General features: G+C 66.2%; 13 protein-coding genes. 7 read left to right on the top strand and 6 right to left on the bottom strand.

Annotated elements, in window-relative coordinates; all coding sequences use genetic code 11:
• Nucleotides 1-762 precede the first annotated feature (762 nt).
• From V8J36_RS21390 to V8J36_RS21415, 6 genes are all read right to left on the bottom strand, one after another.
• Nucleotides 763-1,137, bottom strand: a complete 375-nt coding sequence (locus V8J36_RS21390) for a hypothetical protein (RefSeq protein WP_336469353.1) — start codon at nt 1,135-1,137, stop codon at nt 763-765.
• A 311-nt stretch (nt 1,138-1,448) separates the two neighbouring features.
• Entirely contained in the window at nt 1,449-1,655 is a 207-nt protein-coding gene (locus V8J36_RS21395; protein WP_336469354.1) for an MbcA/ParS/Xre antitoxin family protein, read from the bottom strand.
• Nucleotides 1,656-2,044: 389 nt separating this feature from the next.
• Entirely contained in the window at nt 2,045-3,589 is a 1,545-nt protein-coding gene (locus V8J36_RS21400; protein ID WP_336469355.1) for a lyase family protein, read from the bottom strand.
• A 773-nt stretch (nt 3,590-4,362) separates the two neighbouring features.
• Nucleotides 4,363-5,667: a TRAP transporter large permease gene (locus tag V8J36_RS21405; RefSeq protein ID WP_336469356.1), complete on the bottom strand. Its 1,305-nt coding sequence runs from the start codon at nt 5,665-5,667 to the stop codon at nt 4,363-4,365.
• Entirely contained in the window at nt 5,657-6,169 is a 513-nt protein-coding gene (locus V8J36_RS21410) for a TRAP transporter small permease (RefSeq protein ID WP_336469357.1), read from the bottom strand. The genes V8J36_RS21405 and V8J36_RS21410 overlap by 11 nt, the downstream gene beginning before the upstream one ends.
• A 126-nt stretch (nt 6,170-6,295) precedes the next feature.
• Nucleotides 6,296-7,153 carry a TRAP transporter substrate-binding protein gene (locus V8J36_RS21415; RefSeq protein ID WP_336469358.1) on the bottom strand — a complete coding sequence of 286 codons (858 nt, stop codon included), beginning with the start codon at nt 7,151-7,153 and terminating at the stop codon, nt 6,296-6,298.
• Nucleotides 7,154-7,575: 422 nt separating this feature from the next.
• On the opposite strand from V8J36_RS21415, the gene V8J36_RS21420 reads away from it, so the two are divergent.
• The 7 genes from V8J36_RS21420 (at nt 7,576) to V8J36_RS21450 (ending at nt 13,039) form a co-directional block, all read left to right on the top strand.
• Entirely contained in the window at nt 7,576-8,310 is a 735-nt protein-coding gene (locus V8J36_RS21420; RefSeq protein ID WP_336469359.1) for a PIG-L deacetylase family protein, read from the top strand.
• A gap of 50 nt (nt 8,311-8,360) precedes the next feature.
• Nucleotides 8,361-8,588 carry a VOC family protein gene (locus V8J36_RS21425; protein ID WP_336469360.1) on the top strand — a complete coding sequence of 76 codons (228 nt, stop codon included), beginning with the start codon at nt 8,361-8,363 and terminating at the stop codon, nt 8,586-8,588.
• 2 nt (nt 8,589-8,590) lie between these two features.
• Complete coding sequence (locus V8J36_RS21430; RefSeq protein ID WP_336469361.1) at nt 8,591-9,442, top strand: VOC family protein; 852 nt, start codon at nt 8,591-8,593, stop codon at nt 9,440-9,442.
• An 8-nt stretch (nt 9,443-9,450) separates the two neighbouring features.
• Nucleotides 9,451-10,137 carry a 4-carboxy-4-hydroxy-2-oxoadipate aldolase/oxaloacetate decarboxylase gene (locus V8J36_RS21435; RefSeq protein ID WP_336469362.1) on the top strand — a complete coding sequence of 229 codons (687 nt, stop codon included), beginning with the start codon at nt 9,451-9,453 and terminating at the stop codon, nt 10,135-10,137.
• Nucleotides 10,138-10,187: 50 nt separating this feature from the next.
• On the top strand, nt 10,188-11,258 hold the full coding sequence (locus tag V8J36_RS21440) for a 4-oxalomesaconate tautomerase (protein ID WP_336469363.1): 1,071 nt from the start codon (nt 10,188-10,190) through the stop codon (nt 11,256-11,258).
• 99 nt (nt 11,259-11,357) lie between these two features.
• Nucleotides 11,358-12,077, top strand: a complete 720-nt coding sequence (locus V8J36_RS21445) for a TetR/AcrR family transcriptional regulator (RefSeq protein ID WP_336469364.1) — start codon at nt 11,358-11,360, stop codon at nt 12,075-12,077.
• A gap of 32 nt (nt 12,078-12,109) precedes the next feature.
• Entirely contained in the window at nt 12,110-13,039 is a 930-nt protein-coding gene (locus V8J36_RS21450; protein ID WP_336469365.1) for a TAXI family TRAP transporter solute-binding subunit, read from the top strand.
• Nucleotides 13,040-13,056 lie beyond the last annotated feature (17 nt).

Consider the following 13,056-nt stretch of genomic DNA (forward strand, 5'->3'; position numbering starts at 1 on the left):
GACAATCTCTTCCGGCTTGTGCTTCTTCTGTCCCATATTCCGTCCTCCATCTGGCTTGAAAGCCTACTTCAGGGAGGACCACTTTTCAGGGGGCAGACCAGAGCCGCGAACCCGGTCTGGCTGCCGCAGGTGACCCCGGCGGTCTGGGTAAGCACCGCGACCTGTTCGTCGCCGGGAGATGCGCTGGGACGAGGCGGCACTCCGGCCAAGAGGGCAGGCCCGGAGTGCTAGGTGATGTCTCCGACAAGGAGGGCTGCCTCAGGCTCAAGGTGCTGATGACCATCTCAGTCCGAAGGGCCCTCCTCTGGGCAGGTTCAAGAGATGCCGAACCGGCGACCGGGATCTGGTTCTGTGCGTCTTCCTCTGTTCTTTGATTACCTAGAATGATTAGGTCGCCTATCGGCCTCTGGTTTGCCTAATGAAGGATCGTGGTCGCGATCCGGCCGCGCCGGCTGGCTGGGCCGACGGTGTGGGTTCGGGCCGGCGGCATGTCGCTGCGGCGGTTCCGGGCGTGGCGAGGATCGTCGCAGCATCCGGGGCGGGCATTAGATGCGTCTGGGAAGCGGTCCCTGGTGTGTTGCTGCAGGATTGCTTCGCGAGCCTGATGCAGCCGGCCGGTCATCAGTGGGAGGTCTGTCAGGGCGTCTAAGCCTCACAACGCCAGAAAATCCGCCCGAAACGCGAACCGCAGCCAGACAGTGTCGATCGGGCTGCGGTTCGGAGAGCCAGCAGGCGTGTGGCCCTTCTGGGCCGAGCTGTCGATCAGTGAGCGAGCGGCTGCGCCGGCATCGGGGACGCATTCCTCTCATCATTCGCGCTGTCCGCGTCGGTCCCGTCCTGCGCCATCGCCTCGGGCATGCGGTCCAGGTTGCGCGTGACCTTCCGGTCCGTCGCCTTCAACTCGCGCAGGTAGCTCGCCAGCGTTCCGGCCGTGATCTTCATGCCGTTGGCAGCGAGGTGCTCCGCGATATCCGAGAGGCTGTAGCCGAGGTCGATGGCGGCGCGGATGTCGTCTGCCACGGCATGCACCGTCTCGCGCGCGGTGAAGGCGGTCTTCGGCTTCGGCGGCAGCGCGGTCAGCATCGCGCGGATGGAGGTCACGGTCTCGATCGAGACCTGCAGCGGCGGCGTCTTCATGTCGGCGTTCCTTCTGTTTGGGCCGACAGTATTAGTAATCACGTTTGCCTCGGGTGTCGCACCAAGGTTCGCGTAATCCACAGGTTCGGGTGGCAGGAGGTGTCGGGGCTTTTGGCTCAATGCATTCGCTCGCCGACGGCAGGTGTTGGTGATGATGTTCGGGCCGGCAGGGCGGCATTCTTCAATCAGGATCGGTCACAGCGTAGGTGCCTTGCCGGGTCATTGCCGAGGGGCTGTCACGCTGCATGAGACCCGCATCCCATCGATAGCGAACCAGTCCCGCCCGCGGGGGCGTGATGCTTCGGCGCGGCTCAAATGTAGACGCCGAACTCCATTCTCACGAGCAGGTCGGAGACTTCCTTGAGCCCTGCGGCGGTCGTTAGCAGGTCTGTGGGACAGCGCCCGCCCAATGCCAGAGCAGGCTCTGCGAGCCATTCATCGGCGGCCTGAGTTGATCCCAAGACAGAAGCCGCCTGCTCGCTGACGCGTGCGATACTGATGTTGTCGGTGGCGCTCATGGGGACGAGACTGCGCGCAGCGACGTGTGAAGTCAAAGGGGCAAGCGGCGAACGGTGAGATGCCTGGTCAAGGTCGAGGATAGTCGCCCTGATCTGAGACGGACTTCTGCCAAGCAATGCGGGGTGACGTAAGGTGGATGATCTCCCGTTGGCGAGCAGTCGCGCGGACGCATAACGGCACTGCGCCGCCGAAGGCGCTCGGAGTGGTCAGCCGCCCGATGTTCTTGACGAGCGCACGGGGGCAGTCTTCGGCTCGGCGTAGACCCGGTAGCCCTGCCCGAGCCAAGTGAGCGGGCTGGCATGGATGGAGCCTCACGCTGTTGCCCGCGCCCGCCATGCAGTTGAACGCGCGGGGCGGTTGCGCCCCGCGCGTCCTCAGTCGCCGTGTCTCAGCCGCCGAGCAGCGCCGAGAAATCGGTGTCGAGCCGGGCGAGGCTGTCCTCGACATGCGCCCGGCGTGCCGCGATCCAGTCGCGGTTCTCGGTAAGCCGCTCGCGCGCCGAGGCCAGCATCCGGTCCATCTCGGCCGGTTGCGGGCCGCCGGCGGTGGCGCGGTTGCGCACGATCGCGGCCGGGTCCAGCACCGCGCGGAACTCGGCCTCGGTCAGCGGGAACTCGGCCGGGACCGCGACGCCGGTCTCGGTCGCCGCGACCGTCTCGGCATAGATCCGGCGCACCTCGTCATAGGGGAAGTCGAGCGGGCCGACCCCGGTCTGGCGCGCCACGGTGACCATCTCGGAGGCGACGTGATGGCCTTCGCGGAACGGCATGCCGTGGTCGCGCATCAGCACGTCCGCCAGTTCCTGCGAGGCGGTCCAGTCGCCGTTCAGCTCTTCCAGCGCGCGCTCGGGGTTGATGCGCAGCGCCTTAAGCACCCGGTCCAGCCGGTTCAGCGCCTGGGTGCCCGCGGCGACCATCGCGGAATTGGCATCGTCGTCCTTCGGGTCGGACATGCCGGGGGTGATGTTGTGGGTCTGCAGCATCGGCCCCAGCGCCAGCGTCAGCGCGGTCGAGGCGTCCGAGCGGGTCGAATTCAGGATGCCCGGGTTGCGCTTCTGCGGCATGGCCGAGGAGACGTAGGTGTTGTCGCCGCCCTCCTCGAGCAAAATCCATGGCCGGCTCTGGGCATATTGGGTCATCACGTCCTCGACGAAGTTGCCGACGTGCAGCGCGACGGAGGCCACGATCTGGCCGGTTTCCACCGGCTGGTCCATCGAGCTGATCTGCGAGGCGTCATAGGCGTTCTCGACGGTTCCGGCGAAGCCGAGGTAGTCGGCCATCCGCGCCCGGTCGAGCGGCCAGCTGGAGCCGTTGAGCACGGTCGTGCCCATGGCCGAGCGGTCGATGCGGCCATAGGCCTGACGGATGCGCTGGGCGTCGCGGTCGAAGCCCGCGGCGTGGCCCAGAAGCATGTGGCCGTAGCTGTTAGGCTGGGCGGCGACGCCATTGGTGTAGTTCGGCACGATCGTGTCGCGATGCGTCTCGGCCAGATCGACCAGCGTGGTTGCGGTGGTGTTGAGCCGCTCGGCCAGCGCCAGCATGTCGTCGCGCAGGATCGCCGCGCGGTAGGTCGCGTGCATGTCCTGGCTTGACCGGCCGGCATGCAGCAGCGTCACGTCGATGCTGCCGGCCTCGATCAAGAGCGGCTCGAAGGTGATCACGGTCGAGGGGCGTTTGGCACCTTCGGCCGCGCCGGCGGTAATCACGCTGTCGATCGCCTGCGCGATGACCGGCAGCTTGTCGGCCGGCAGCAGGCCCGCCTCGCCGTTGATGACGGCAGTGGCCTTGTTGATCTGGCCGAGCCAGAAGAATTCATCGCGCGTGGGGGCGTCCTGAGCGGCGGCGGGCAGGGCGAGGCCCAGGACCGCGGCGGCTATCAGGCCCGTCACGCGAGGACGGGGCCGGGTGGGGATGCCGGGAACTGTCAAGGTCATGTCTCCTCCCAGAGATCTGCCGGGGCCGGGGGGCGGCCCGGCGGGTCGGTCGCCGGCACCGGTCCGGCGCGGCGATGCCGCCGACTATAGGCACAACCTGCGGCGGTGCGTCGCCGACGGCCGGGAGGCGGCGGTTGTCCGCCGATCGGCAGAAGAGTGGTAAGACAAGGAGGCAGGGCCGGGCGGGTAGGGCGGCATCCGTCGTCGTGCGCGAGCGCAAGTGGCGCGGGGCGTGCGGGCCTCCGTCCTCGCGGCGTTCGGTGTGTTCGCCGCCCCCCACGAGGGGCAGAAGAGGGACTAGGCACGGGAAGAGCCTCATGAATGGACTGTTCAGCCTCTACGTTTATGCGCCGAGCCTTTTCAGCCCATAGCGGACGGTGGGTCGTCGGTGCCGCCGCGACGCCGCAATCCCGGAAGCGGCCATTCGATCCCGCGCGCAGCATAACTTCGCCGTCAAATGCAGCGGTGTGCGGGGACCAGACTCCGTCCCTGCCTCGCGGCCAGTGCCTCAACCTGCACGATCGAACACTCTCAATGCATCCGGCTACGTTTCAGCGGACTATTTGTTGCCTCTGTGGCCAGCGACAAGGTGATGTGAACTGAGACCGATCGAGCGGCTCAGGTGCGCAGCGCCGACGTCAAGTGGAACGCCAGCGCTGAGGGCATTTCAGGGCGGAGCCGCCGATGGCCGAATATTCGGAGTCCTGAAAGTCGCAGCCAGCAATTTGAGGCTGCGGCGACTGAGGTGCAAAGTGCGTGATGCATCCATCCGCTTATCCGAACATCGTGTCCGGCAGCAGCGTTGCTATCGCCGGGAACGCGATGATCAGTACCAGCGCAACGATCATTGCGATCAGGAATGGGAACACGCCCCGGAAGACGGTCGTCATCGGCACGCCCTCGGCGATGCCCTTCACGACGAAGACATTCAGTCCGACCGGCGGGGTGATCATGCCCATCTCGATCACGATCACGGCGACGACGCCGAACCAGATCGGGTCGAAGCCGAGCTGGATCACGACCGGAAAGACGATGGGGATCGTCACCACCAGCATAGACAGTCCGTCAAGGAACATGCCCAGCACGACATAGGCGAGGATGATCAGCGCTAGCGTGCCATAAGGGCCGAGGTGCAGGCCGACCATCGCCTCGCCTAGGGTCGCGGGAATGTGCGTCACTGCCAGGAACGGGTTCAGCACATTCGCCCCGATCACCACCATGTAGAGCATGGCCGAGGTCTTGACGGTTTCAAGGACGGCTCGGCGGAAGCCCTCGAGCGTGATGGCACGGCGAACAAAGGCCAGTAGCGTCACCAACCCGGCCCCGACGCCCGAGGCTTCGACCGGGGTGAAGATACCGGCATAGATGCCACCGATCGAGATCACGATGATGCTCAGCAGCGGCGCGGCGCGGCCCAGGATGCGGAAGCGTTCCGCCAGCGCGACGGCCTCGCCGCGCGGGCCGGCGGCCGGGTCGCGCAGCGTCACGAGCCAGACCGTCACGAGGAACAGCGCCGTCAGCAGCAGGCCGGGCAGGATGCCTGCCACGAACAGCCTGCCGATCGATTCCTCGGTCAGCACCGCGTACTGCACGAAGCCGGTCGAGGGCGGGATCAAGAAGCCAAGCGTGCCGCCCGCGGCAATTGCGCCGGTCGAGAGCGCCGGGCCGTAGCCAAGGCGGCGCATCTCGGGCAGGGCAACCCTGCCAAGGGTCACGGCCGTCGCGACGGACGAGCCCGAGACCGCCGAGAAGACCGCGCAGCCGATCACCGAGGCCGAGGCGAGCCCGCCCCGGAACCGTCCGACCCAGGCAAAGGCCGCGTCATACAGCGCCCGGCTGAAGCCCGCCTGAGACGAGACATTGCCCAGCAAGATGAACATCGGCACCACGATCAGCGAATAGCTCGACACGGCCGAGAAGCCTTCGGTCAGCATCACCGCGCCGGCGGCCCGCGGTCCTTCCAGCAGGTACATCCCTCCGAACCCCGTGATGAGCATGGCAAGCGCCACGGGCGTGCGCAGGACCATCAGCGCGAAGAGGTAGACGATCCCCAGGAAGCCGAAAAGTTCAGGAGTCATCGCGCGGACCTTGAAGCAGGATAAGAAGGGCCTGAACCACGAGAATCGCGACACAGAGCGCCATCCCCGCGGCGAGCATGGCGTAGAAGGGCCAGATCGGCAGTTGCAGCATGTTCGTCGCATCGCCGAACTCGCGCGCGTCCAGCGCCTTGAGCACCGCACGGCCCACGAGCACGGAGATCACCCATACCGAAAGGGCGCGCGACAGCAGGTCCCCGGCATAGCGGCCCCAGCGCCCGATCCGCCGGTCAAGGATATCGACTCCGACATGGGCCCCCTCGGCCGTGCAAGAGGGCAGGGCGAGCATGACCACGGCGACGGACAGCAGCTGCACGATCTCGTTCACGCCAAGCAGCGGTAGGCCAAAGGCATACCGCAGCACCACGGCGATGAAGACCAGCGCCATCATCAGGACGAGGCTGACACCCGCGAGGGCCGCCAGCGCTAGCGAGCAGCGCCGCATCCAAAGGGATGCGGCGATCGGAACGATGTGTGCCGGCATCGCTCAGTTGGCCCCGAAGGCTTCGACGACTTGGGCAGCACTGCCGCCGGTCTCTTTCACGACGGTCTCGATCACGCCCGCAGCCTTGTCGTCGAAGAGCTTGGCCTGATCGGGGGTGAGGGTCGCCTAGGTCTTGCCCGGCATCTCGGCGAAGGCCTTGATGCCGTCGGCCGCCACCGTCACCTGCACCTTCTGCCCGTTCAGCGAGGCCTGCCGGCCTGCCGCGTCGATCGCCGCCTTCTGCGCGTCCGGCAGATCGCCGTAGGCGTCGCGGTTCATCACGATGAAGAACGGCGAGATGGTGGTCTCCATGCCCTTGGTGATGTGGTTCGCCACCTCGCCCAGCTTGAAGGCGCGCACCGCCGTGCCGTCGATCATCGCCCCGTCGATCATGCCGGTCTGCAGCGCGTTGTAGATCTCGGACACCGGCATCGACACCGGCGAGCCGCGCCAGGCCTCGACCAGAAGCCCGGTGTTGCGCGACGGCACACGGATCTTCATGCCCTTGAGATCATCGGGCGAGGTGACCTGCTTGTCGCGGGTGAACAAGACGTTCTCCGCGCTTGACCACAGCGAGACCAGATGGACACGGCGGTACTCCGAGGCGAGCAGATCCATGTGGCTCCAGATCTCTTCGGTGCCTGTGGCCTCGTCGACCATGCCGGGAAGCTCGGTCAGCAGGGTCAGCGGGAAGTTCGAGGCGGTGTATCCCGGCAAGCTGATCGCCAGCTCGGCCACGCCGTCGACCACGCGGCTGTACTGTTCTGCGGGTCCGGCCCCCAGCTCGCCGCCATTGTAGAGCCGGACGGTCAGTGCGCCCTCGGTGGCTTTGGCGACGTCATCCGCGAAGGGCTGGAAGGCACCGGCCACATAGGGATGCGTCGGGGCCATGAAATTCGCGAACTTCAGCTCTTCGGCACGCGATGGCGCGGTCCAGACAATGAGCGTCGCAACGGCGGCGGACAGCAGGAAGCGAGCGGTCATATGGTCTTCCTCGGTCAATCGGGCCGCCCTCCCCCGGGGCAGTCGCCGCACCGGTCGGCCCATGCGCCAAAAGCTGCCGCACCTTGGGGCCGATGATCTAATTCAAACCGTAGGTGGCTCCATAAATTAATGCTATGGGATTGACATTGCCCTCGTCTGCCAGCGCCCCTGTTCACTGTCGCTGCGGCCACAACGAAACGCGGAAGCGCCGGCCGGGCAAAGCGCTCGGTGCCAGAAACTTCCGCGGTTGCTGCTATCGGCGGCGAACCTTTCCGCGCCGAAGCGCGCCTCCCTGTTCTCAGGGGCGGGCATGCTCGAGGCCGTCAGTATAGCAAAAACTAATGCAGTGCGCGACCGATCTAAATTGAGGTGCGGCGCGAACGGGTCCATCCCTCGATGCGAGGAATTCGCAGGAGGACATCGTGACAAAATCCCAAACCGCCCTCGTCATCTCGGCCCATGCCGCAGACTTCGTTTGGCGCTGTGGCGGCGCGATCGCGCTGCATGCCTCTCTGGGCTACAAGGTCACCGTCGCCTGCCTGTCTTTCGGCGAACGCGGTGAAAGCGCGAAGCTCTGGAAGCAGCCGGGCATGACCCTTCAGCAGGTCAAGGACGCGCGGCGCGCGGAATCCGAACGCGCCGCCGAGGCTCTTGGGGTGCATGACCTGGTTTGCCTCGACCTGGGGGACTACCCGCTTGAATTGACGCGCGACGACAAGAACAAGCTGGTCGACGTCATCCGACAGGTCCAGCCCTCGTTCATGCTGTCGCATTCGCAATACGATCCCTACAACACCGACCATATGTATGCGACCCAGGTTGCGCTGGAGTGCCGGATGATCGCGCAGGCCTGGGGCCACAGTCCTGGGCAGAAGGTCCTTGGCGCGCCGCAACTTTATCTCTTCGAACCCCACCAGACCGAGCAGATGGGCTGGAAGCCCGACACGTTCCTCGACATCACCCCGGTCTGGGAAAAGAAGCGCGCGGCCATCGAATGCATGGAGGGGCAAGAGCACCTCTGGGAGTACTACACCCGCGTCGCGATCAACCGCGCGAACCACTTCAAGCGCAATTCCGGCGGTCAGTCGGGAGGACGAGACTGCAAGTATGCCGAAGGCTTCCAGTCGATCTTCCCGCGTACCGTCGACGAGCTGTGACTGGATCGGGTCCCGCGCCGCGGGACCCGACGCGACGGGAGGAGACCGCCATGACCGAACCCTGCTTCGATATCGCCCATCTCGCCCATGTAGAGATCTACACGGACAAATTCGAGGAAAGCCTTGACTTCTTTACCCGAGTCTTCGGGCTGACCGTGTCCGCGCAGGACGCGACATCCGCCTGGCTGCGGGCTTGGGACGATTACGAGTTCCACACCCTGAAGCTGACGCGGCACCACACGNAAGCCTTGACTTCTTTACCCGAGTCTTCGGGCTGACCGTGTCCGCGCAGGACGCGACATCCGCCTGGCTGCGGGCTTGGGACGATTACGAGTTCCACACCCTGAAGCTGACGCGGCACCACACGACCGGCGTTGGCCATATCGGCTATCGCTGCTCTTCGCCCGAGGCGCTGGCACGGCGGGTGGCGGCGATCGAGGCCTCGGATTTCAAGGTGCTTGGCTGGGTTGACGGAGACCCGGGCCACGGTCGCGCCTTCCGGTTCGAGGACCCATTCGGCCATGTTTTCGAGATCTACTGGGAGACAGTGCACTATGCCCACAGCGATCGGGACCGCCCGGCTCTGAAGAACAATGCGAGCCGCTTCCATCATACCGGGGCTGCGCCGCGCCGGCTCGATCACCTCAACCTGCTCAGCTCGGACGTCGCCGAGTTCCGGCGGTTCATGGTGACCTGCCTCGGCAGCCGCGTGACCGAGATGATCGAGCTGGACAACGGGCGGATTGGCGGTTGCTGGTTCACGGTGAACAACAAGACCTATGATCTCGCCTGCACCGAGGAACACGGTGGTGGCGCCGGACGGCTGCATCACGTCACCTACGCTACCGACCAGCGAGAGGACATCCTGCGCGCCGCCGACATCTTCCTTGAAAACGGCGTGCATATCGAGACCGGCCCCCACAAGCACGCGATCCAGAACACCTTCTTCCTTTATGTCTGGGAACCTGCAGGCAACCGCGTCGAACTGGCGAACGCCGGGGCGCGGCTGATCCTTGCCCCCGACTGGGAAACCGTCGTCTGGACCGAGGCAGAGCGTCGGCGGGGCCAAGCCTGGGGTCTGAAGACCATCGAGACATTCCATACCCACGGCACTCCGCCGGTGAAGACATAGGAGCCTTTATGTCCGTTTCTCATCAGAACGTCGTTATCCGGAATATCGCGCGCGCTGAACGCGCGGTCGTTGACGGGCTCGCCGTTGCAGGGGTGGCCACTGTTCACGAGGCGCAGGGCCGCGTCGGCTGTCTGCAAAGCTACATGCGCCCGATCTATCCCGGCGCCCGGATCGCGGGCTCGGCCGTCACCATCTCGGCAGCACCAGGCGACAACTGGATGCTGCATGTCGCCATCGAGCAGCTTCAGCAGGGCGACGTGCTCGTGCTGGCACCGACCTCGCCCTGCGACAACGGCTATTTCGGCGACCTGCTTGCCACGTCGGCGATGGCGCGCGGTTGCCGCGGGCTGATTATCGACGCGGGCGTGCGCGACGTGCGCGACCTGACGCAGATGGGCTTCCCGGTCTGGTCCAAGGCGATTTCCGCCCAAGGCACGGTCAAGGAGACGCTGGGCTCGGTCAATGTGCCGGTGGTCTGTGCGGGCCAGGCCATCGAAGCGGGGGATGTCGTCGTCGCCGACGACGACGGCGTCTGCATCGTGCGCCAAGCTGACGCATCGGCGGTGCTGGCCGCGGCCCAGAAGCGCGAGGCTGGCGAGGAGGCCAAGCGCAAGCGCCTCGCGGCCGGCGAGTTGGGGCTCGACATCTACGACATGCGCCCACGTCTGGCCGACAAGGGGCTGGTCTACATCTGAGCGGGCCGGGCCCCGGCCGGGCGCCCGTCGACAGTCCAAAGGAGGAGCGGATGACAATTTCGAACGGAGATGGCGGCATCCCCTGCCTTTGGATGCGCGGGGGCACTTCGAAGGGCGCGTATTTTCGCGCCGCCGATCTACCCGCCGAGCGCGACGCGCTCGACCGGCTGCTGCTGGCGGTGATGGGCAGCCCCGATCCGCGACAGATCGACGGGATCGGCGGGGCGGACCCGCTGACCTCGAAGGTCGCGGTACTCTCGCCGCCAAGCCGACCTGACGCGGATGTCGACTACCTGTTCCTGCAGGTCTTCGTCGATCAAGCACTGGTCTCAGACTCGCAAGGCTGTGGCAACATCCTCGCCGGCGTTGGCCCGGCGGCGATCGAACGCGGTCTCGTCACCGCGACGGGAGACGAGACCGTGGTCCGGATCCACATGCTCAACACCGGCGAGATCGCGGTAGCCACCGTTCAGACCCCCGGCGGACGCGTGAGCTATCGCGGCGAGACGCGGATCGACGGCGTGCCGGGCAGCCATGCCGCGGTGCCGCTGATGTTCACCGACACCGCGGGCTCAATGTGCGGCGCGCTGCTGCCCACCGGGCGCGCGGTCGACTGTGTGCAAGGGCTGGCGGTCACGCTGATCGACAACGGCATGCCCTGCGCGATCCTGCGCGCCGCGGATTTCGGCCTGACCGGGCGGGAGACGCGTGAGGCGCTGGAAGCGGACGAGGCGCTCAAGGCGCGGCTCGAGGCGATCCGGCTCGAGGTCGGGCCAATGATGAACCTTGGCGACGTGCGCGAGAAGTCGGTGCCGAAGATGACCTTGGTCTCGCCTCCAGTGGCGGGGGGAACGATCTCGACCCGAAGTTTCATTCCCCATCGCTGCCATGCCACGATCGGCGTCTTCGCCGCAGTCAGCGTCGCGACTGCCTGCACGCTGGAGGGATCGCCTGCCGCCGATCTGGCCCACCTTCCTGAAGATGGTCGCTTTCTTGTCGAGCATCCGACAGGTGCGGCCGAGGTGCTGATCCGCCTGGACGAGCACGGTGCCATGGTCGGGGCCGGTACGATGCGCACGGCGCGCAAGCTATTCGACGGTCGTGTCTTCCCCCTCGAGTGACACTTAGGTCCTGTGCCGCATTATTTCGAACACTTGTCCGAAATGATTGTACGACTGCCCTGATTCTTGGTAGTGTTGGTCAGTAAGGCAGGAGGACCTATGGCGCAGCACACCAGCCACGACGAGATCCGCGTGTCCGAGCGCTCCCGCGGCAGCGCCGCCCGGCAACGGGACCGCGCCGACCAGATCGTCGATGCGGCGATGAAGCTGTTCTCTGAACAGGGATATGGCGCGGTGTCGCTGCGCGAGATCGCGCGCGAGAGCGGCGTTGCGGTCTCGACGGTGGCCTATCACCACGTGGACAAGCTGTCGCTTCTGGGCGAGATCTACGAGCGCTACACCCGTCCGATGAACGCCCGGCGGTTGGAGCTGCTTGGAGAGGCGCAGCGGATCGACGAGGCCCCCGCGCGCCTGACCGCGATCCTTCGGGCCTATCTGCTGCCGGCCTTCACCTCGTCCGACGATACGATCCACGGTGGCGCGCGCTTCACGCGCATGCGTGCCGTGCTGTCGGCCGAGGGCGATCCCGAGGCCCGCCGCATCATCGCCGAGGCCTTCGACGCCACGACGCGGCAGTTCATCGACGCGATCTGCGCCTGCCTGCCGGGCGCGCCGCGCGAGGCGGTGGTCTGGCAGTGCCAGTTCCTGCTTGGCGCGCTCTACTACACGCTCATCAACCCCGACCGGATCGACCGTCTCTCTGACGGCCGGGCCAGCGGGGCGGACCACGAAACGGCCATCGGCATGATCGTCCGATCGACCCATGCCAGCCTGATGGCCTTGCCGCCGCCAACGGAGGAAACGGCGCAGCAGGGCTGACCCCGCACGACAGGAATTTACGGGAGGATACCGTGAGAATTGGACTGATGCTTGCCGCGGCCGCTTTGGCCGGCGGCCTTGGAACCTGTGTCTCTGCAGAAGAGCGCATCTCCATCGGCACCGGCGGCACCGGCGGGCTGTTCTATGTCATCGGCGCGGGTGTCGCCGATGTCATCAACAAGCATGCCGAGGGCATGACCGCCCGGGCCGAGGTCACCGGTGCCTCGGTCGAGAACCTGCGCCGCGTGGCGGCAGGGCAGATGCAGATCGGCTTCTCCTCCTCGTCGACGCTCTACGAGGCGGCGACGGGGACGGGTGCCTTCGACGGCAACAAGCAGGCGGTGCAGGGCATCGCCTCGCTCTACCCGGCGGTGCTGCAGGTCGCGACGATCGCCGGCACCGGCATCGCCGGGTTCGAGGACCTGAAGGGCAAGCGCATCAACCTTGGCCCGCCCGGCTCGAACGCGGCGGTTCTGGCGCAGCGGCTGCTCGATGCCTACGGCGTCTTCGACCCCGGCAAGGCGCAGTTCCTGTCCTATACCGAAGGCGTCGCAGCGCTTGGCAACGGCACGCTTGACGCGACGGTCGTGCTGGCGGGGGCGCCCACCGCCTCGCTGATCGATCTTGCCACGCAGGAGGATATGGTGCTGCTGCCGATCGATCCCGACCGGTTGAGCGATCTGTTCGCAAACTATCCCTACTACCAGCCGGCAGAGATCCCGGCGGGCACATACAAGGGGCAGGACACGGCGGTGGCCGCGATCAACGATCCCGCGACGCTGTTCGCAGGCACCGACGTCGATCCCGCGACGGTTCAGGCGATCACCGCCGCGATCTTCGACCATCTCGACGAGCTGTCGGGCGTGCACCCGCAGGCCAAGGCGATCTCGGTCGAGAGCGCCACGCCGATGCCGGTCGAACTGCATCCCGGTGCCAAGGCCTATTTCGACGGCAAGTCCTGAGACCCGGAGGCGAACCC

The sequence above is a fragment of the Frigidibacter sp. MR17.14 genome, from assembly GCF_037095735.1.
Taxonomy (GTDB): Bacteria; Pseudomonadota; Alphaproteobacteria; order Rhodobacterales; family Rhodobacteraceae; genus Frigidibacter.

What these genes read in the sequence shown, in the direction of transcription:
- V8J36_RS21390 (WP_336469353.1), bottom strand. Translation starts at nt 1,137, where the DNA reads ATGAAGACGCCGCCGCTGCAGGTCTCGATCGAGACCGTGACCTCCATC.
- V8J36_RS21395 (WP_336469354.1), bottom strand. Translation starts at nt 1,655, where the DNA reads ATGAGCGCCACCGACAACATCAGTATCGCACGCGTCAGCGAGCAGGCG.
- V8J36_RS21400 (WP_336469355.1), bottom strand. Translation starts at nt 3,589, where the DNA reads ATGACCTTGACAGTTCCCGGCATCCCCACCCGGCCCCGTCCTCGCGTG.
- V8J36_RS21405 (WP_336469356.1), bottom strand. Translation starts at nt 5,667, where the DNA reads ATGACTCCTGAACTTTTCGGCTTCCTGGGGATCGTCTACCTCTTCGCG.
- V8J36_RS21410 (WP_336469357.1), bottom strand. Translation starts at nt 6,169, where the DNA reads ATGCCGGCACACATCGTTCCGATCGCCGCATCCCTTTGGATGCGGCGC.
- V8J36_RS21415 (WP_336469358.1), bottom strand. Translation starts at nt 7,153, where the DNA reads ATGACCGCTCGCTTCCTGCTGTCCGCCGCCGTTGCGACGCTCATTGTC.
- V8J36_RS21435 (WP_336469362.1), top strand. Translation starts at nt 9,451, where the DNA reads ATGTCCGTTTCTCATCAGAACGTCGTTATCCGGAATATCGCGCGCGCT.
- V8J36_RS21440 (WP_336469363.1), top strand. Translation starts at nt 10,188, where the DNA reads ATGACAATTTCGAACGGAGATGGCGGCATCCCCTGCCTTTGGATGCGC.
- V8J36_RS21445 (WP_336469364.1), top strand. Translation starts at nt 11,358, where the DNA reads ATGGCGCAGCACACCAGCCACGACGAGATCCGCGTGTCCGAGCGCTCC.